This is a genomic window from Gemmatimonas aurantiaca (genome assembly GCF_037190085.1).
GTDB classification, from domain to species: domain Bacteria; phylum Gemmatimonadota; class Gemmatimonadetes; order Gemmatimonadales; family Gemmatimonadaceae; genus Gemmatimonas; species Gemmatimonas aurantiaca_A.
In genome coordinates this window covers 1-18,965 of the sequence record NZ_JBBCJO010000009.1, presented here as the reverse complement: position 1 = coordinate 18,965, position 18,965 = coordinate 1, and the positions used below count along the sequence as shown (strand labels likewise).

Genomic DNA, 18,965 nt, shown 5'->3' with positions numbered 1-18,965 from the left:
TCTCCGGCATTGAGGTGTTGTGCGAGGTGTCATGCATCGGACGAGTGATCCTCGTGCGCACTACCTTGGCAATCCCTGTGCCGCTCTGCTCGCCGGACTGAGCCGAATCGCTGTGCGACGCAACGCACCATGTGTTCCTCGTGGCATGTTCGACGCGGCTCAGGACTCGTCATCCTGCGCGGCTGAAGGAACTCGCAGGTGTCGGCGCGTGAGCAGTTTCTGCAGACTCTGTCGATGCAGGCCGATGGCTCGCGCCGTCTGCGCGATGTTTCCGCCATGGCGACGCAGGGCCGCCGTCAGGTATTCCCGGTCGAACTCGGCGAGCGCGAGTTCGCGGGCTTCCACGAAGGTCAGATCCGCTTCGCGCAGAATCGTCTCCATCCTGGAGCGACCCGCGCCTCGGGCATGGGTACCATTCCCTTGCCGGAGCCGCGTCGGGAAATCGACGGGCTGAATTTCCCGCGAGTCCGTGAGGATCACCGCGCCTTCGATGCAGTTACGCAGTTCCCGGACATTGCCGGGCCAGGCATAGTGATGGAGCAACTCGCGGGAACTCCCAGTCAATGCCCGCGGCGGAACCTGATGGCGCTCGGCAAAGACACGTACAAAATGCTCCGTCAGTACCGGAATGTCCGCCCTTCTCTCCCGGAGTGGTGGCAGTGCCAGCGGGATCACATTGAGGCGATAGAGGAGATCCTCACGAAACTCCCCCTGTTCGACCAGCTGTTCGAGACAACGATTGGTTGCCGCCAACACCCGCACGTCGACGGTCGTGGTCCTGCTTCCCCCCAGACGGGTGATTTCCCGATTCTCGAGCGCGCGCAGCACCTTGGCCTGTGCCGTGAGTCCGAGATCCCCGATTTCGTCGAGGAACAGTGTGCCCCCATGTGCCGCTTCGAAGAGTCCCGCCCTGTCCCGCATGGCTCCCGTGAAGGCACCCCGGATATGTCCGAAGAGTTCACTTTCGATCAGTTCCGAGGGGAGAGCCGCGCAGTTCAGCGCAATGAATGGATGTTCGCGTCGCGCACTTTCCTCATGCAATGCCCGGGCGATGAGTTCCTTGCCGGTGCCACTTTCCCCGGTGATGAGGACCGTGGCATCCGTCGGTCCCACGCGGCACACTTTCCGAAAGAGCTCCTGCATGGCTGCCGTGGTGGCCAGCATGCCATGGAAGTCGGTGATCGCCTCCGCACCGGATGCGCCCGGCAGTTGGCGACCCTCGGTGGCGCGCAACAGACGGCCGAGATCGTCGTTCGTCAGCGGCAGGGTCAGCAGCGCACTGTCGTGAAGGGGAGCCTCGGCCGGGTGTCCTCGGTGTTGGACATCGTCCAGTAAAACGACAGGCAAGCGCGGCTGACGATGGCGCAACCCCTGCAGCAGCTCGATGCCCTCGACGTCGAGTAGCCGGCGATCACAAATCAGGAGATCGACCTGCGCCGGACCGATCATGTCGATCAGTCCGCCGGGGTGCTCGGCGTGGAGCACCTCCTTCTGCATCGCTTCGAAACCCAGACGCAGCGTCTCGTGAACCACTGGACAGGCCGTCACCACGAGGACACGGGAAATGTGCCGTCTGGAAGGCATGCCGACATATGGGTAGGCAACGCCGCCGAGTACGTCCTCCTCCCCGGCCGCTACCGCGATCCTGGGGCGTACTCCCCCCGCATTCATCTGGAACATGTATGACCTCAGCTGGAGCAGATCGCGTCGCTGCATCGCGCGCCACGAATCGCTGCGTCAGTGTCGTGAACCGTAGGGTTGGACAACACAGCATTATGCAAGAAACATTCCGTGTCTCGCTGTGACCCACGTCATTCGGGCGCTGGGCAATTGACGTTTGACCGGATCTTTGACACACTCCAGCATGCACCGTCTGCTTCTCCCTCATCGCTTTCTGATCGCCTGCCTGAGCCTGCCATTGGCCGGCTGCCTTGCCGTTACGGATGTCGGCAACAACGGCGGGTACTACGCACGCATGCGTGGCTCCGTGACCCGGGCCGATGGCACGGTGGTTCCGCGAGCTCCCATCGGTATTTCGTGTCTTGGCAGGGACGCTGTACCCTTCGGCTATACGACCGATACCGACGCGAACGGGCGTTTCGATATTGACCTGGCCGTGAGTGTCGATTTTGTGCCGCTGGAGGGCGGGTTCTACCTGTGCCGGGTGCTCACGCCCTATACGGGCCCCGTGCAGGCCGAGAAGACGGTCCCCACGGCGTTCAGTGGGTCGAGCTCGTCTCCCCCGACAACCGAAGTCGCGTTGGTCATTCCTTGAGCTCGCCACAGGACCTGCAACCCGACACACATTCGTCGGGGCAGGCTGATGACAGGGAGGTGATTGACGCCTTGCGTGCCGTCACCGAACTGCTCGAGCGTGTCGTCGCCGATCGGACGTTGTTGCGTCTTCTGCCTCTCGAAGACCGTCTCCGTTTCGACAATGCCATCGCCTCGGTGTTCCAGCCCGACGTGCGCGCACGCCGGGCCATGGTGAAGGCCACGGCCAAGGAGCGGAAGCTCGAAGCCGCCCGGCGGGACGATGAGCTCCTGCACGAGACGGGCATCCGCACGCTGCGGCGACGTCCCGTGTTCACCACGCCCAACGTGTATCTGCTGGGCGATGCGGCCGCGGGGCAATCATCCACGGGGGATGCCGCGGAAAGCCCGGAGGCCGAGGTCCCGCAACACTGCTACATCTGCAAAGAGAAGTTCACGAAGATCCATCACTTCTACGATCAGATGTGCCAGGCGTGCGCGGAGTTCAATTTCCGCAAGCGCACCGAACTGACCGACCTGAGCGGCCGCACGGCACTGCTCACCGGTGGTCGGGTGAAGATCGGCTACCAGGCGGGACTGAAGCTGTTGCGGTGTGGTGCGCGCCTGCTGGTGACCACCCGGTTCCCGCGCGATTCGGCGATGCGGTATGCCGCCGAGCCCGACTTCGCGGACTGGAAGGATCGATTGGAGATCTTCGGGCTCGATCTTCGGCACACCCCGAGTGTCGAAACCTTCTGCCGGCAGTTGCTGCAATCGGAAGCCCGTCTCGATTTCATCGTGAACAATGCCTGTCAGACGGTCCGCCGTCCGCCGGCGTTCTACGCGCACATGATGGAAGGGGAACGCGCCGCGGCGGGCACCTTGTCGTCATCGGCGCGCGGGTTGCTGGGGCGCTATGAAGCGTTGCGGGAGACGGACCGCACGCAGGGCGGCGAATCGATGGGGCTGATGGCCGCCGTCGGGGGAGAGCCGGCGACAGGGGAACAACTGGGGCTCACCCATGCGGCGGCGCTCTCCCAGGTGGCGCTCCTTCCGGAAGACCATGACGCCGGTCAGCAACTCTTCCCCACCGGACAACTCGACCAGGACCTGCAGCAGATCGATCTGCGGACCCGCAACTCGTGGCGTCTGCTGCTCGACGAAGTGCCCAGCGTGGAACTGCTCGAGGTGCAGCTGGTGAATGCCATTGCGCCGTTCCTGATCAATGCGCGGCTCAAACCGTTGATGTTGCGCACCGACAACCGCGATAAACACATCGTGAACGTGTCGGCCATGGAGGGGCAGTTCTACCGCAACAACAAGACCACGCGTCATCCGCACACGAACATGGCCAAGGCGGCGCTCAACATGATGACGCGGACCTCGGCGGCCGACTATCAGCAGGACGGCATCCACATGAACAGTGTGGACACGGGATGGGTGACCGATGAAGACGTGGCGGATCTCGCGGCGCGGAAGGTGGAGAACCATCGGTTCCATCCACCGCTCGATATCGTCGATGGCGCGGCCAGGATCGTCGACCCCATCATCACCGGTGTCGCCACCGGCGTTCATGTATGGGGACAGTTTCTCAAGGACTACGCGCCCACCGACTGGTAGCAGCCGGTAGGGAATCCTCACGTTCGTCACCTCCGGATCCATCGTCATGAGCCTGGATCGTCCGCTTTCACGCCGCGCGTTTCTCTCGGCTTCGGCCCTTGCTGTCCTGATGAGTTCCCGCCGGCTGCGGGCATTGGGATTGGCCACCGACGGTATTCACACGCCGTGGACGTTGTACATCGGCACGTATACCAAGACCGGCAAGAGCAAAGGGATCCATCGGGTGACTGTGGACCCGGGCACGCTGGCATTCGGGGACATGACACTCGCCGCGGAGACGGCCGATCCGTCGTTCCTCGCACTCCTGCCCGACGGCAAGGGGCTCGTGGCCGTGAATGAACTCACCGAGTTCGGCGGACAGGCCTCGGGGAGCGTGACGTCGTTTCGGCGCGATCCTGCCACCGGGGCGCTCCATGTGACGGGCACTGTACGTGCCTCCCGAGGGGCGGCACCATGTTATGTGTCCATCGACCGCAGCGGTCGGCAGGTGCTGGTCGCCAACTATGTGGGTGGCACCGTGGCCGTTCTGCCGCGGCGCGCGGATGGTACGCTGGGGGACGCTTCCACGGTGATTGCGGACAGCGGCAAGGGGCCGCACGCGGTACGACAGACCGCGCCGCATGCACACTGCATTCTTCCCGATCCGGGCAACCGTTTCATCCTGCACACGGATCTCGGTACCGATCGTATCTACGTCTCGCGTTTCGACGCCGGCACCGGCGCGCTCGTACCCGCCGCCGTGCCGGAGGTGGCGTTGCATGCGGGTGCCGGTCCGCGCCATCTCGCATTCTCGCCCGATGGTCGGACGCTGTATTGCGTGAATGAACTCGATTCCACGCTCGTCGCGTTTGCCTACGATGGGAAGACGGGCGGTCTGACCGAGCGCCAGCGATTGTCCACCAGACCCGCGGGGGCGACGGTGGAGAACTTCCCGGCCGATCTCCAGGTGCACCCGACCGGACGCACCGTGTATGCCTCCAATCGCGGCGACGACACCATCGCGGTGTTCCAGGTGAATCGGAAAGATGGATCGCTCTCGCTGATCCAGTCCGTTTCCACGCAGGGCAATGGACCACGCAGCTTCACACTCACACCAGACGGCTCCGGGTTGCTCGTCGCCAATCAACGATCCGACTCCATCTTCGCACTACGGGTCGATGCCGCCACGGGGATGTTGACGGCGACCGGTCACATGCTCGAAGCTCCCGTCCCGGTCTGTCTCCGGTTCGGGTGAGCGTCGCGGACGCGCGCGTACACGAGTCGTATCCACGGCTGTATCTGCCGCCGTCTCTGCCTCGGTGGGAGCAATAGATGCGAAACCTCGATTTCAGTTCGTGGTCGGCCATTCTCACCACGTTCATCAGCCTCGCACTGGTGACGCTGATCGGCGTGGGAATCCGACTCATCGCGATGCAGGCGATTCAACAGCGACGCGAACGGGAGAACCGTCAGGTCAACGAACGTCTGCGGATCCTGATCGCAGCCTACAAAACGCTGGGTGGGTCCTTCACCGGCAACCTGCTGGTGGATCCCACTCATCTGCGCGATCTGCGTGACGCGGGATCGATCGAAACGGCGGAGAGCGCCAGCAGCGATCGCACCCGTCGTATGCGGGATGCGGTGGAAGGGGCGCTTTCGGATGTGCTGTTGCTCGGCACCGAAGAGCAGGTGCGTCTGGCCGCGCAGATCGTCGACGATCTCGTCGCCGGACGCCACACGGAGACCGCGGCGCTCGTGATCTCGCTGCGCAATTTCATTCGTGGCGTGCTGGATCTCGAGCCTGCGCCGCCGGCGGTGGCGCTGTTGAAGCAGGGGCCTGCCCGACCCGGTGGTGGTGCGGGTGGAAAAGGACGGGACGGGGGCGCCAGGGACGATTCGCGTGGCGGCGCAAAGAGCGGGGGCGGGGGCGGGAAAGGTGGCGGGATGGGCGGCCTGGGCGGTGGCTTCGGTGGTGGCTTGGGGGTTGGACTCGGCGCGGGGTTGAGTACGGACGACCACACCGACGACACACACGATCGGTGAAACGTGGATCCGGTTCTGAATGACCGGCCCCTGTTTCACCGTTCCGGGTTCTCCGTTCAGGGCGCGTGGCTGGCGATCACTTCCAGGAAGTAGTCCCCATACCGTTCGAGCTTCGCCTGTCCCACACCGGGTACCTGCAGCAGCTCATCGTGTGTTTCCGGACGACGCGCGACCATCTCCAACAGCACACGATCACCGAACACGATGTAGGCCGGCACGCGTGCCTCGTCGGCGAGTTCGCGGCGCAGCGCACGCAACGCGTCGAAGAGCTCGCGGTCTTCGACACCGAGTTCATGCGCGTCGAGGCCACCCGCCGAACCTGCAGAGCGCGGCGAACCCGTCGCCCGCCCAGCCGGTGAAGCCCGTCGCCATCCTCCAAGAGCAACACGTTCCAGCTCCGCGGCCTCCGCGATCTGATCCTCGATGGTGCGTCCCGTGCAGTGGTCGCAGGATGAGCCGCACGGCCCGATGGTCTCGTCGAAGTGACGGACGAGCGTCTGATGCCGACAACCGGGGCGCTCGATGAGATTGAACAGCGCCTTGGTGGCGGCGTGCGTGCGTTCGCGCAGCGCATCGTCCTCGATACGGTCGAGAAAACGCTCGTGGGCGATGACGTCGGCCCAGGAGTAGAAGAGCACACAATCACTGGGGAGTCCATCGCGACCCGCGCGGCCGATCTCCTGATACCAGGACTCGATGTCCTTGGGCATGTCGCGATGGATCACGAAGCGCACGTTGGACTTGTCGATACCCATGCCGAACGCCACGGTGGCCACCACCACATCCACGTCGTCGCGCTGGAACATCTCCTGATTGCGGGCGCGTTCTTCCGGAGTGAGTCCGGCGTGATAGGGTAGGGCTTTCACACCCTGCGACACGAGGAACTCCGTGGTCTGATCCACGCCTTTGCGGCTCTGGCAATACACGATGCCGCTCTCACCCGCGTGAGCGCGCACGAGCGTGAGGATTTCGCGACGGGTGTTGCCGCCCTGTCCTTTCTTGCGTACACCGATGCGCAGATTGGCACGGAAGAACGACCCTTTGAATCCTGCGGGCTTCTTCATGCCAAGCTGCCGCAGAATGTCGCGCGCCACCTCACGCGTGGCCGTGGCCGTCAGCGCCAGCACGGGCACATCGAGCTGCTGCTTGAGTCCCTGCAGCCGCCGATAACTCGGCCGGAAGTCATGACCCCACTGACTGATGCAATGCGCCTCGTCCACCACCAGCAGCGAGATGGGACAGCCCTGCACAAAATCCCCCAGATACCCATCGAGCGCTTCGGGCGCGAGATACACCAGCTCATAGGCCCCGTCACGGAATGCGTCGAGACGCGCACGGCGCTCGTCGGGATCGAGCGTGGAGTTGATGGCGGTGACGCGATAGCCGAGTGCGGCCACCGCATCCACCTGATCCTTCATGAGGGAGATGAGCGGCGAGATGACGAGCACCGTGCCGCCCAGCAGGCGGGCCGGGATCTGGTAGGTGAGGGACTTGCCCGCGCCCGTGGGCATGAGGGCGATGCAGTCACGACCGGCGAGCACGGCGTCGATGACTTCGCGCTGTCCCGGACGGAACTCCGTGTACCCGAAAACGTCGTGGAGGACGCTGTCGGGAGTAGGGGTGGCGATGTGAGGGGAATCGGCGGAGGGCACGACACATTCTAGTCACCCGCGATGCGGGTCGGCGACGGGTCCGCGAGCCGCCGCGGCACACTCCGCACACGGACGGGTGATTTCCCAAGTGACATACTCTAAATTCAGACATCCCCGCCTCGATCCGCCAGACCCTGCCTCGGCGACACCGGTCGCCTGGAGATCAAGCCGTGCGTCGTCTTTCGACCTTCGCTGTCGTCGCGCTCGCTGCAACCGCATTCGCCTGCACGACGTCCGAGCACACCCCGGCCGCCGACAGCACCGCGGCTGCCCCCACCGCTGCCGCATCAACGGCGGCGGTGCACATCATCGCGCCCGCCAATGGGGACTCGGTGACCCAGCCGTTCACCCTGCGGCTGGAAGCCGTCGGGGTGGAGGTGGTACCGGCCACCGGAACCGCGGAACCCGGCAAGGGGCATCACCATCTGATCATCGATGGAGACACCCCGTCGGATACGCTGCCCCTGCCTGCAGCACCGGTGGTCATTCACATGGGTGATGCCTCCACCGAGAAGGTCATCGAGGGGCTCACCCCGGGATCGCATCGCATCATCGCTGTGTTCGCCGATGGCATGCACGTGCCGATGGCGTCGGTGAAGCGCGACACCATCACGGTCATCGTCAAGTAATGACCTGAGCGGATCGTCGGCGCGAGAGGCGTCTGTCCGTTGCCGTCAGGGCACGGACAGACGCGTGCCGCCGACCCACACCGAATGCTGGCGCCGCACGTTCTGGATGCGCTCCAGCGGTGAGGCATCGAGCACGATGAAGTCGGCCCATTTTCCCGGCTCCAGCGTGCCCAGCTCCGCGTCCAGTTTCAGACAATGGGCCGCAACCCGTGTCGCACTCTCCAACGCTTCGGCGGGCGTGAAACCGGCGTTCACCATCATCTCGAGCTCCATGAGCTCGAAGTATCCCTGGAAACGTCCCATCGGACCGGTATCGGTGCCCATGGCGATGGGGACTCCCGCCTTGTGCAGCACCAGCATATTGCGCGTGGCTACCGGCAACTGGGCCTTGTACCGCTGCGCGCTGACACTGGTGCGTGTGGCCTCCTGACGGGCCGGCTGCTGCACCGTGGCCATCCATTCGCGATTGGCATGCGCGAGAAAGAGCGAATCGCTGAAGAAGGGTGGTGTGGTTTCGTAGACATACGTCGACACTTCCCGCATCAGCGTGGGCGAGTAACACACACCCGCCTGCCGCAATGTCGTCACGAAGGCTTCGTCGACCGGCTGATCACGCACGCTGTGTGCGATGTAGTCGGCACCGGCGGCCAGCACGGCCTTCGCATCGTCCAGATAGTAGAGATGCACCGCCACGCGCAGTCCCCGGGCATGGGCCGCGTCGATCACCGCGCGATACACCTCGGGTTTCATCTTGGGGGATGTCCCGAGATTGTCATCGACGCGGATCTTCACGATATCGACGTGTCGGTCGGCCACGGCCGCCACCTGCGCACGTGCGTCGTCGGGGGATGTGGGATTGAGTACGGGGCCGGCTACGTACACCCGTGCATGTCGGGGAGACGTCGCTCGTTGCGCATCACGCGCCGCGAACACCTCGGCCGGTTCATCACCAAGGGAATACACCGTGGTGACGCCGTAGGCGGCGTACGTGTCCAGGTTCGCCACACTCGAGGCATGTCCGTGCGCGTTGATGAGCCCCGGAATGATGAATTTGCCCGCGAGCGGCACACGTTCGGCGTTCGCGGGAATGGTCACCCGGGCAGCCGGGCCGGCAGCCACCACACGGCCATCGCGCACGAGCAGGGTGGCATTCCTCACCGGAGCGCGGCCCGTGCCATCGATGAGCGTGGCGCCGGTGAAGGCGCGCGTGACCGACTGGGCGCCAGCAGCGGACACCGCGAGGAGAAGTGTGGCGCCAGCGGCGCCCAGCGAGGGCAGGAGGCGGGAGAAGAGTCGCATCCTGCCAGACTCGTGTGCGAATGGGGCTGCGTCAAGGCGCCGACGCCACCTCAGCGAGCGCCCGGGTGAGTGCCGCCGCCGGATCCTCCACACGTGTGGCAGAACGCCAGGCGATGTAGCCATCGGGTCTGATCAACGATGCACCCCCGGCGTCGATACCGTAGGCGGCGTACACCGCCGCGGCGTCCGCGTTTTCTGGTGTCACACAGACCACATCGATGCCGAGCGTCTGCGCTGCATGGGCCGCGGCGGCGCGCCAGGCGGAGTCGGCCGCGAGCACGACCCACCGGCGTCCGAGCCAGTCGAGTGTGGACACGCGCTCGCCGTCGTGTTGTATCCAGAGGTGCGGGGCGCGGGTGCCCGGCTGGCCCATCCACTCATCGGGGCGCGCGGCGGGCGGCAGATCGGGACCGGCACCGATGATGGCCGCGGAGCGATAGAGCTGACCGAGTTCCATGGCGATATCGTCGCGGACGGAGACTCCGTCGGCAAATCCCGCGGCATGCCTGGCATAGTCGGGGCGCACGAATGTCTGCTCGAGGCGATCCCAGGCCACGCGATGGCGTTCGACGTGATAGGTGTCGAGCAATGCCGGTGTGGCGCGCCCCGCATGCACCGCGGCGAGTTTCCACGCCAGATTGTGCACGTCGTGAATGCCCGTGTTCGCGCCAAAACCTCCGCGCGTCGGTGGCAGCGTGTGCGCGGCGTCGCCGGCGAGAAAGACACGGCCTGACGAGAACCGATCGGTGATGGCCGCACTGAGTTCCCACCGTCCCGTCGTGATGATCTCGATGGGCAGATCCGTTCGGCCGATCGCCTTCTGGATGGCTTCGCGCAACACGGCTTCATCGCGCTCCACGTCGTCCTGGAACATCAGCACCCAGCGCCCGTCCCCATAAGTGGTGAGGAACGCCGACAGGCCGGGTTGATCGATCTGAAACTGTGAGCTGCCTCTTTCGAGATACCGTTCGAGCGGCGCGCGGAACAACACGCTGCGCATGGTCTGGAGATGACCGGGGCCGGTACGGCCGATACCGAGGGCTTCGCGCACACTGCTGCGGGTCCCATCGGCCGCGATCATGTAGTCGGCACGCAGCGTGTATTCGTGTCCGTCACGTTCGCGAAGCCACGCGGTCACGCCGGCCTCATCCTGTTCGAATCGAACGAGCTCGGTGCCGAATCGGAGATCGGCGCCCAATTCGCGCGCCCGTTGGCGCAGAATGGGCTCCAGTCCATCCTGCGCGATGGCAGCGCCCGGTGACACGGAGACGTCCGTGATGGGCTGCGCCACGCGTGCGTCGCCGGTCTTCGTTTCCGGCGTCCACTCGGACGACTCGAACCATCGGCCGGCGAGGCTTTCGACTCGGGAGCGCGACAGGCGAAACCCCGGTGGGGCTTCGGGGATCTGCGACGCGATGCCGATGGCGCGGAACAGCTCCATCGTGCGCGGCGTGTAACCGATCGCGCGCGGGTGTGGATGGCTCCCGGTGTGTGGCTCGACGAGCACGCACGGCACGCCTTCCCAGACGAGAAACATGGCGGCCGAGAGTCCGACGAGACTGCCGCCGACGACGAGAACCGGGGTGGTGTCCGGCAGCGGGGTGTCACTGTTGATGGTGTGCATGGATGCGAATTATGTTCGTGACGAACGGTGTTTGCTATAAGGCAAAAAATTACCCGTGTTCCGCCGAGCGCCGCCGGTGCCCGCGCGGGGTCTGCACGATGCCCTTCAGCAGCACGTCGAGCGCCCAGGAGACGCGGCCCGGCCCCATGAGGATGTCCTCGCGTGCGGCGAAGATCCGTGGGTATTCCTCGGCGGAGACCGCTCCGATGGCGCGGGCCACCGGTCCGAGGGTATCGGCATCCCGCTGGCTGTGTTCGGCGGCGACCGCGGTCACGTACAGGGTGAGCAGGTCCACCGCCCAGGCCGCGGTCGCCCGATCGAGACCACCTTTGTCGAGGTGGCCAAGGAGTGTCTCCGTGATGCGCAGGGCATTGGGTCCCACCGCGATCGTGGTCATGGCGATTCCCGCCAGCCCCGGTGTGGCGCAGAGGACCTCGCGATACGACAGCAGGAGTTCGGTGATACGGCGCTGCCAGCGCTGTCCGTGACCGGCATCCGTGTGCACATCGGCCAGCGCCCGATCGAGGACCAGTGCCTGGAGTTCCTGGAGGTTCTCCACGTAGGCGTAGAGCGATGCCGGACCCGTGTCGAGCGCGGCCGCGACCTTGCGGAGGCTCATCCCCGCCGAGCCTTCCCGGCGAAGCAGTGTGAGCGCGGTGGTGACGATCAGTTCACGGCTGAGCGGGTCCTTGGCCGGCCCACCGCGCCGGCTCGCGACCTCGGGCGCCTGAAACGGGTTTCTCGTCATACCGATCAGTATACGTGACGAACGGTGTTCGTCAAGTCTGCCCCCCGATGACAGGCTCTCGGGCGCGGCTTCCGCCCCCGGTTCCCGCGGGGGAAGGGGCGTGGCGGAAGCCGGTACCGGCCCGGTACTGGCAGCGATGCCGCTACCGATACAACGCGTTGAACAGGAACTTGAACGTGCCATGCGGCTGCGCGCGCTGGGTGATCTGCGGGCTTTCTGGCCGAGGCCGATCGCGGCACGGCGCTTTTCTATGAAGTGGAGACGCTCAGCGGTGCCATGAAGGGCAAGTGGCTGCGTACGCTCGAGACCGGGGCCTATCGAGCGGTTGGTGCATGACACGACCGACGCAGCATTTCGCTGAAGCGTCTGACGTGCAGGACCAGCAACAAGCAGTATATTCCTGACTAACCAATGGCTAACAACGGTCTTGGATCTGGAGAGTGAGTTACGTCACACTCTTCCTTGACGGGCGCCCAATTCACGCCCCAGTTTAGCTCTGAGAGGAGCAGCTTGTGCTCCTCTTAATCTACCTCCCGTAAGGAGAAATGAGCATGAACCCGCGGGGCAATCATATTCCGGCGCACGCGCGCGCTTTTTTTTTCTCTCTCTCTCTCTGTTTTCTCGCTGCTTGCGGAGACCACACTCCTGTTGAGGTCGAGGCCGCGAGCAGCCGTGTGCCACAGTCGACTCTGAGGTATGCAGGCAATCTGGACGAGTCGTTCTTGGCCGTCGGCGCCGCTGTTCCCACCTTCGCGGGGGCGTACTTTGGAGATGAAGGTGAGCTTGTTGTCCGCTTGACCGATTTGGCTGACAGCGCTCGTGCCCTCGGCGAGATGCAGCAGCTACTACTGGATCGTGTGCGCGTCGATCCTCGTAAGGTTAGCGAATCTCGGAAGCGAGAACTTGCCTTGCAGCGACGATGGCGCATGGAGAAGGCCTCGCACTCATTCATCGAGCTGCATCAGGTGCGATCGCAGATGTTTCTAAGTGCGTTTCAAGATGATGATGTCGTGTCGCTAGATATCGACGAGCGTCGTGGCAAAGTGGTAGTTGGGATCACCTCCGCAGCCGCTGAGGCACGAGTCGTAGCAGCTCGCGCAACGAGTCTTGCGAAAGCGTTGGTGATCTTCGAGAGCGTGAATCCCGTTGTTCTCACCAGCTCCACCACGCTCAACTATCGGCGTCGTCCAATTACTGGTGGATACGAAATTGGTCCTTCCGGCTGTACAACCACAATCGGCGCGCGTAGGGGAAGCGAAGAGCTAATTCTGACCAACTCGCATTGCTCGGCAAATGCGTGGTCGCTTGACGGCGGTTCGATCCGTCAAAACAATAGTGGCAGTGCGCCTTTTTTCGGGGCGGAGGTAACGGACCCTTCCACTTATGCATGCGGCACACTCTTCGTGCCGCGTCGGTGTCGGCATGCGGACGTCGCGGCGTATAGCGCGACTGGGGTGGATCTATTCCCGACCGATACCCTTGGGTGGGCCCCAGGGCTAATCGCGAGAACAACCTTTGGTGTTGCCGGACTTATGCAGACGGCGGGATCAACTGAGGTTGACTCACTCGATCCACACTGGACGGTGATAGCTGAAGTCAATTTCCCACTGTGGAATGAAGCCCTTCACAAAGTTGGAGTAACCACCGGGTGGACGTTCGGGAGCGTATACGAGACGTGCAAGGACGTGAGGCTGGGTTCGCACGGCAGGCCGCTGATCGTTTGCGCGGACAAGGCGCATCTGAACATGGAGCCTGGCGATAGTGGGAGTCCAGTCTTTGCCATGTACGGGGGGTTCCCGAACACGGTGGCCTTCTACGGCGTTGGCTTCGCGGAGGATGGCGGCTCCAGTGGAGTCTTCAGCAACTTTGGGCAAATCAAGCAGGATCTCGGAAGCAACCTATGGACATTCTGAACATACAATCGTGGGGCGGCAAACCACTTACGACCTGCTGCTGGTCAGGCGTCCTGCTTCTCGGTGTTCTCGCATGCAAGCCAGACGACGACGTGTGTACGCTGGAGCCGCAGCGGGGGATCGAGCTGACCGTCGTCGATGCCGTGAACGCAAACGACCTCGGGGCACTCGCGGTCGTTACCGTGACGAGGCTCTCTCCGCGTGCCCCCGCCTCTTCGGGTCCGCCGGAACAAGTCCCAAGCTTGACGGCCACTCCGGGAGTGTATGAGCTTCGGATCGTCGCTGCGGGATATATGGGCAGAACGGATACGGTCTCGGTTGCTTCGCGCCGTATTGGTGGGTGTGAAAGGACGGTGACCGTGGCCCGGACGGTGCAACTGAGCCCACAACGGTAGTCGGAAGGCGGTCACCGTTTCTTCTCGTCAGAAACGGCGACCGTCGCCCAGGTGGCGCCATCGCTTCGTTACCGATACAACGCGTTGAACAGGAACTTGAACGTGCCATGCGGCTGCGCGCGCTGGGTGATCTGCGGCCCATACAGCAGCACGCGTCCCTGACCCACGCGGGCCTCCACGGCGGCCACGCCATGTTGCAGCAGCTCCTGTCCCCAGGCCCAGCCGCTGCGCAACGGGGCGGCGTCGTCGAACCAGGCGATCGGGCGCACGCCCCGTGACGCGGCATCCGCCCCGAGGCTGAAAACCGGGCTCGCATCGAAGAACACATCCGTCTGGCCGGCCAGGCCATAACCGGCGGACGACGTGGTGTCGACTTTCATGCGCAGGACGCTGCCCGGCACGTAGAACTGCGTGCGTGGATACGGCGTGCCGTCTTTGGCGAGGTGATTGCCGATGGGCAGTTGCAGATAGGCCGCGAGATTCACGGCCGAACTGCCGATGGCGACCACGGTGCCACCCTGTTCGATGAACGTGCGGAGCGCGGGCAGACTCCGGTCGACACTCATGCGACCGAACTGCCCTTTGTATTCCGCCGGCAGATTGGGTGGTTCATCCAACACGCCGCCACTGCCACCACCACGTCCCGAGGCCTGCACACCGGGGATGGCGCCCTCCACGAACACCAGCGCGTCGTACGTGCCACGCAGATTGCCGGCATCGATCTCCGGAGCGAACACGCGCCTGAAGGGATACGCGAACTGCTCGAGAATCCAGCGCGTCCATCCCGACGGCATAGATCCGCCATAGGTATCCCACAACCCGATGCGAGCCGCCCGCAGCGGTACCGTGCCCGATGGCGCCTGCGATGCACCGGTGGCACTCACGCCGAGCTCCGTCGCGGCCGCGCGCAGCACCGCCGTGGCCGTACCATTCATCGGTACCCAGAACGCGCCTGCGGGTAACGTGCGGGTATCGCGACCGGTTCCCACCGTCACGGCCTGCGGGGCGCGGGACACCGGTACTTTCGCGGCCAGCAACCGATTCACCACGGTGAACGCGTCGTTCACGCGCGGATCGATCCAGTAGCCTCTCGCGCCCGATGGCGCGCTCACCGATCCGGCGGGCGGGGCCACGTTCCAGTCGGTCACCGGAATGAACGGCCCGCTGAACGGTTCCAGCAGCCGATCGAATCGAATGCCCATCTGATAGGCCCACGTCCATCCCGCGTTGTCGTACGGCGGCGTGGGTGGTGAGCCCGGATACGGAAACACATCGGGGTGCACCTGCGGCTCGAACATGTCGATCACATGCGGCCGGAAGGCCTGCGCGGTCTGCACGACGAACGAACCGGCAGGATACGATTTGCCGTTCACCGCGAACGACTGCGTGGCGCGTTGCACCGTGATGCCGGTTTCACGCAGGCCGTTGATGAACTTGATGGCGGTGAGGAAATCGGGTTGATCACTCGGAATGATGTATCCGCGCGGGTCGCGGTACTCCGGTGCATGCTGCGCGGCCCAGATGAGTGAGTCCGCTCCTTTCACGCGCTTCGCCACCTCGGCATCCCGACGCGGATTCGGTGTCCAGGTGTCGCGGCTGCCACGCTCGATGGAGTTCTTCCCCATGCGGTAGATGTTGTACAACAGATTCTCGCGCAGGCGCGAGGCATGATCGAGCACGGCCCGATTGAGCGAGACCGAATAGTCCACCGACTGTCGCAGATGCCACTCCTGCGGCGCCACCGGCATGGCGAGATCGCCGCGTGGGACCTGCCGGTCGGCTATGAGCGGAATGCGCATCGGCGTGGGTGAGCCGATCATCTCCGTGAGCACGGCGATGGTGTTGTGGAACGTGGCGGTGTTGCGGATGCCGCCGTTCCACCATCCGTCGTACGGACCGCCGGCGCGCATGGTCGCGCCAGGCTTGCCCTCGATGGCGAGACGGGTGTGCATCGCCGTACCCAGCGCCTGGATACCCAGCAGCATGGCCGGGTCGAGGTTGTAATTGTAGGGATCGCGGAACGGCGGGGAATACACCACCGTGCCCGCCGGTCCGCTCTGATGATGGTTGTACAACAACTGCGGGAACCACTGGTGATACAGCACCCGGTTGATGTTCTCCGTCTCCTTCTGCGTGGAGGTGAAGAACTCGCGGTTGTTGTCGTGGCCGATGTACTTCTGATACAGGCGCGGCAGTCCATTGAGCGTCCGCTCTTTGGGGTCGCTCATACGCATGTACCAGTCGGCGACGAGGTCGTTGCCGTCGGGGTTGGCATGCACGAACAGCGTGATGACGTCGTCGAGAAACCGCTGGGTTTCGGCGTCGGTGCGACTGGCCATCTGGTAGACCGTTTCGCCGAGTTGCTGCGCGCCCAGGGTCTCGGTGGCATGCAGACCACCGTCGATCCACACCACGGCCTTGCCTTCCCTGGCCAGGGCGCGGGCCTGGTCATCGGTGAGGTCTTCCGCTTTCGCGAGCCGCTCGGCGATCTGGCGATAGCGCTCGAGATTGCGATGGTTCTCGGGTGACGTGACGATGACCATGAGCTGATCACGGCCTTCGGTGGTCTTGCCCATCACCTGCAGTTTGACGCGCGGCGATTCCTTTTCGAGTGTGCGCCAGTAGTTGCTGATCTGCTGGTAATTGGCGAGGAAATAATCGTCACCGAAGTTGGCGCCGAGTGCTTCTCTGGGCGTGGTGATGTGGCCCTGCGCGGCGAGCGGTGCCGCGGTGAGCACGGCGGCAAGGGAGGCGGATGCCAGCGACAGGGCGGTCAGCGACGCAGCGGCATGGCGCATGAGTGGACAGATCGGGGAGCGGGCGATGGGTGAACGCTCCAAAGTACGGGCCGGCGCGTCGGGTGGCGAACGCGACGACACTCCGATGCCGGTGTACGAAGCCGTCAGAACCGCAGGCGCAGCGTCGCGCCGGGAGCAAGCGCCGTCCACCGCGCTCCCTGAAAGCGCTCCACGACCCGGACGAGCTCGCGCCCCTTGATGCCTCTGACGATACGCGGCGATTTCTCCGGCGATCGGAAGAAGTCCTCCCAGTGCCCCAGGATCACGTGTTCCGGAGCGAGATGGGCCAGGAGAATGTCGGGATAGGCGTGTGCCTGATCGAAATTGGCCGCGGCAATGATGGCGATGGTATGACGCGCTTCCGGCATCGTGTTCAGGACGGCGGCGGCGCGACGGATCACATCGGGTGACGCCGCCGCGTCGTGCATGAACAGACGCACATCCACGGAATCTGCACGCAGGCCCACGTCGATGGCGTAGGCCAGGACCCGCCCCTTCTTCCAGCCATGCACCGACCGGGGCAGGCGGCGTCGGGGTTCGTGCTGATCCTCGTCGGCGATGGTCAGATTGCTGATGTTGGGCGCATGCTCCCACTCGATGGCCCGCACACGGATCGTGCTGCTCATCGAATCACCAACGGCAAACGATCGGCCCGGATGCTGCGCGTCGGTTCCGGTCAGGGAGTCGATGTCCATCGTGCGCAGCGTGGTCGGGGCGAGCAGATGCGCCACCGTCCGGCTCCCATACACCGTGGCGTTGTGCAGCAGCGGCGCCAGCGGTGGCAGATCCATCAGGTGGTCGTAGTGGCCGTGCCCAACGAGAATGGCCCGCACACGCGCCAGCCGCTCGGGACCCGCCGCCGGGATGTCCCGGAGACGTCGGGTCACACGCGCGCGATCGGGTGAGGAGCCCAGCCACCAGTCACCCAGCGCCATCCACCAGAGTGTCGGGTTGGTGTAGGACGGCGGCGTCATCACGAGCTGCGTGGTATCGCGCCAGGGAATGATCAGATAGCCACTGACACCCATCGCCACGATGTCGAGCGAATCCCGACAGGTGGTACCACAGGCGCCGATGGTCCTCATCGTGCGGGCCTCCTGTGGGCGGAACGCCGCCGGATTGCCGGTATGCAGCCACTGGCACCCCCCGGTCATCGCCAGAACCAGGGCGAGCAGCGGACGCCGCAGGCGGACCAGCCGGTGCATGAGGGCAGTGGGGAAGTGGGCCATGGCTTCCGAAACGTATGTCAGCGTAGGGCCGGGATCACGGCGTCGGCGCACGAAGGTCGGCGAAACGCCACGTTTCCCTTTTCGTAGGGACGAACGCCCCTATCGCCGTGGTCTCCGGCGGCTATCCTCAAAGGATACCCCCGGATGACCAATGCGCTTGCGGGTCTCCGATGCCGGATCCGGCCGCAGGTCGGACGGCGCTCCACTCTCCGTCCCACGTTTCTCATGAACGCTTCCCTTTCGCGCGTCGCGCTGGCGGCAATGTGCTCCGCCGTCCTGGCGGGCTGTGCCAAAACCAGGCCCAACACCGCGGCCTCACCGGCCACCGATCCCCGCAACAATCTGAAAGCCGGTCTGTTCGATGCGGGCGAGTACACGTCCAACCTCAAGGTGGTGGCCAAGGTGCAGTCACCGGCGGGGTTCCTCGGACAGACGAACTCCGATCTGGCGTTCATGGGCAACTACGTCATCCAGGGCAACTACAACGGCCCGGTGGTGTGGGACATCAGCAATCCGTCCAGCCCGAAGCTCGTGGTGGCGTACGAATGCCCCGCGTCGCAGAACGACGTGTCCGTGTACAAGAACCTGATGTTCATGTCCGCCGAGGCCATGAACGGCCGCATCGACTGCAAGCCGGGCGGTGTGCGGGAGACGGTGAGCAAGGAGCGCATGCGCGGCGTGCGCATCTTCGACATCTCGAACATCCGGGAGCCGAAGCTGGTGGCCAATGTGCAGACGTGCCGCGGCTCGCACACGCACACGGTGCTCGAGGACCCGAAGGAC

At 64.4% G+C, this 18,965-nt stretch carries 13 protein-coding genes and 1 pseudogene; 7 read left to right on the top strand and 7 right to left on the bottom strand.

The features are described from left to right. Positions 1-159: 159 nt before the first annotated feature. The gene (locus WG208_RS11550) at positions 160-1,584 is read right to left on the bottom strand and encodes a sigma-54 dependent transcriptional regulator (protein WP_337171513.1); all 1,425 of its coding nucleotides are present in this window, start codon (positions 1,582-1,584) and stop codon (positions 160-162) included. Between the two features lie 280 nt (positions 1,585-1,864). Here WG208_RS11550 and WG208_RS11545 point away from each other — a divergent pair, with 280 nt between their 5' ends. From WG208_RS11545 to WG208_RS11530, 4 genes are all read left to right on the top strand, one after another. Beyond that, on the top strand, positions 1,865-2,275 hold the full coding sequence (locus tag WG208_RS11545; RefSeq protein WP_337171512.1) for a hypothetical protein: 411 nt from the start codon (positions 1,865-1,867) through the stop codon (positions 2,273-2,275). Between the two features lie 59 nt (positions 2,276-2,334). Continuing rightward, complete coding sequence (locus tag WG208_RS11540) at positions 2,335-3,873, top strand: SDR family NAD(P)-dependent oxidoreductase (RefSeq protein ID WP_337171511.1); 1,539 nt, start codon at positions 2,335-2,337, stop codon at positions 3,871-3,873. A 46-nt stretch (positions 3,874-3,919) separates the two neighbouring features. After that, on the top strand, positions 3,920-5,107 hold the full coding sequence (locus WG208_RS11535) for a lactonase family protein (protein WP_337171510.1): 1,188 nt from the start codon (positions 3,920-3,922) through the stop codon (positions 5,105-5,107). Between the two features lie 77 nt (positions 5,108-5,184). Next, positions 5,185-5,895 (top strand): hypothetical protein, encoded by a 711-nt coding sequence (locus tag WG208_RS11530; RefSeq protein ID WP_337171509.1) that lies wholly within the window; start codon positions 5,185-5,187, stop codon positions 5,893-5,895. Between the two features lie 56 nt (positions 5,896-5,951). On the opposite strand, the gene WG208_RS11525 is transcribed toward WG208_RS11530, so the two are convergent. Next, a complete protein-coding gene (locus WG208_RS11525) occupies positions 5,952-7,547 on the bottom strand; it encodes an ATP-dependent DNA helicase RecQ (RefSeq protein WP_337171508.1) in 1,596 nt (531 codons plus the stop codon). 170 nt (positions 7,548-7,717) lie between these two features. Here WG208_RS11525 and WG208_RS11520 point away from each other — a divergent pair, with 170 nt between their 5' ends. Continuing rightward, positions 7,718-8,176 (top strand): DUF4399 domain-containing protein, encoded by a 459-nt coding sequence (locus WG208_RS11520; protein ID WP_337171507.1) that lies wholly within the window; start codon positions 7,718-7,720, stop codon positions 8,174-8,176. A 45-nt stretch (positions 8,177-8,221) separates the two neighbouring features. On the opposite strand, the gene WG208_RS11515 is transcribed toward WG208_RS11520, so the two are convergent. The 3 genes from WG208_RS11515 to WG208_RS11505 are packed head-to-tail and all read right to left on the bottom strand — an operon-like array spanning position 8,222 to position 11,847. Further along, positions 8,222-9,475 (bottom strand): amidohydrolase family protein, encoded by a 1,254-nt coding sequence (locus WG208_RS11515; RefSeq protein ID WP_337171506.1) that lies wholly within the window; start codon positions 9,473-9,475, stop codon positions 8,222-8,224. Between the two features lie 31 nt (positions 9,476-9,506). After that, entirely contained in the window at positions 9,507-11,099 is a 1,593-nt protein-coding gene (locus WG208_RS11510) for an FAD-dependent monooxygenase (RefSeq protein ID WP_337171505.1), read from the bottom strand. 49 nt (positions 11,100-11,148) lie between these two features. After that, positions 11,149-11,847: a TetR/AcrR family transcriptional regulator C-terminal domain-containing protein gene (locus WG208_RS11505; RefSeq protein WP_337171504.1), complete on the bottom strand. Its 699-nt coding sequence runs from the start codon at positions 11,845-11,847 to the stop codon at positions 11,149-11,151. A 674-nt stretch (positions 11,848-12,521) separates the two neighbouring features. On the opposite strand from WG208_RS11505, the gene WG208_RS11500 reads away from it, so the two are divergent. Continuing rightward, positions 12,522-13,760 (top strand): hypothetical protein, encoded by a 1,239-nt coding sequence (locus WG208_RS11500; protein WP_337171503.1) that lies wholly within the window; start codon positions 12,522-12,524, stop codon positions 13,758-13,760. Between the two features lie 463 nt (positions 13,761-14,223). Here the strand turns inward: WG208_RS11500 and WG208_RS11495 are convergent, their stop codons facing one another. Both WG208_RS11495 and WG208_RS11490 read right to left on the bottom strand, forming a co-directional pair. Then, a complete protein-coding gene (locus WG208_RS11495; protein ID WP_337171502.1) occupies positions 14,224-16,953 on the bottom strand; it encodes a M14 family metallopeptidase in 2,730 nt (909 codons plus the stop codon). A gap of 104 nt (positions 16,954-17,057) precedes the next feature. Beyond that, positions 17,058-18,158: an MBL fold metallo-hydrolase gene (locus WG208_RS11490; protein WP_337171501.1), complete on the bottom strand. Its 1,101-nt coding sequence runs from the start codon at positions 18,156-18,158 to the stop codon at positions 17,058-17,060. Positions 18,159-18,407: 249 nt separating this feature from the next. Between WG208_RS11490 and WG208_RS11485 the strand changes: the two are divergent. Further along, positions 18,408-18,965 (top strand): annotated as a pseudogene (locus tag WG208_RS11485) (hypothetical protein); the annotation flags it as partial.

Coding starts and splice junctions, on each gene's coding strand:
- WG208_RS11550 (WP_337171513.1), bottom strand. CDS start 1,584: ATGCCTTCCAGACGGCACATTTCCCGTGTCCTCGTGGTGACGGCCTGT.
- WG208_RS11545 (WP_337171512.1), top strand. CDS start 1,865: ATGCACCGTCTGCTTCTCCCTCATCGCTTTCTGATCGCCTGCCTGAGC.
- WG208_RS11535 (WP_337171510.1), top strand. CDS start 3,920: ATGAGCCTGGATCGTCCGCTTTCACGCCGCGCGTTTCTCTCGGCTTCG.
- WG208_RS11530 (WP_337171509.1), top strand. CDS start 5,185: ATGCGAAACCTCGATTTCAGTTCGTGGTCGGCCATTCTCACCACGTTC.
- WG208_RS11515 (WP_337171506.1), bottom strand. CDS start 9,475: ATGCGACTCTTCTCCCGCCTCCTGCCCTCGCTGGGCGCCGCTGGCGCC.
- WG208_RS11510 (WP_337171505.1), bottom strand. CDS start 11,099: ATGCACACCATCAACAGTGACACCCCGCTGCCGGACACCACCCCGGTT.
- WG208_RS11505 (WP_337171504.1), bottom strand. CDS start 11,847: ATGACGAGAAACCCGTTTCAGGCGCCCGAGGTCGCGAGCCGGCGCGGT.
- WG208_RS11495 (WP_337171502.1), bottom strand. CDS start 16,953: ATGCGCCATGCCGCTGCGTCGCTGACCGCCCTGTCGCTGGCATCCGCC.
- WG208_RS11490 (WP_337171501.1), bottom strand. CDS start 18,158: ATGCACCGGCTGGTCCGCCTGCGGCGTCCGCTGCTCGCCCTGGTTCTG.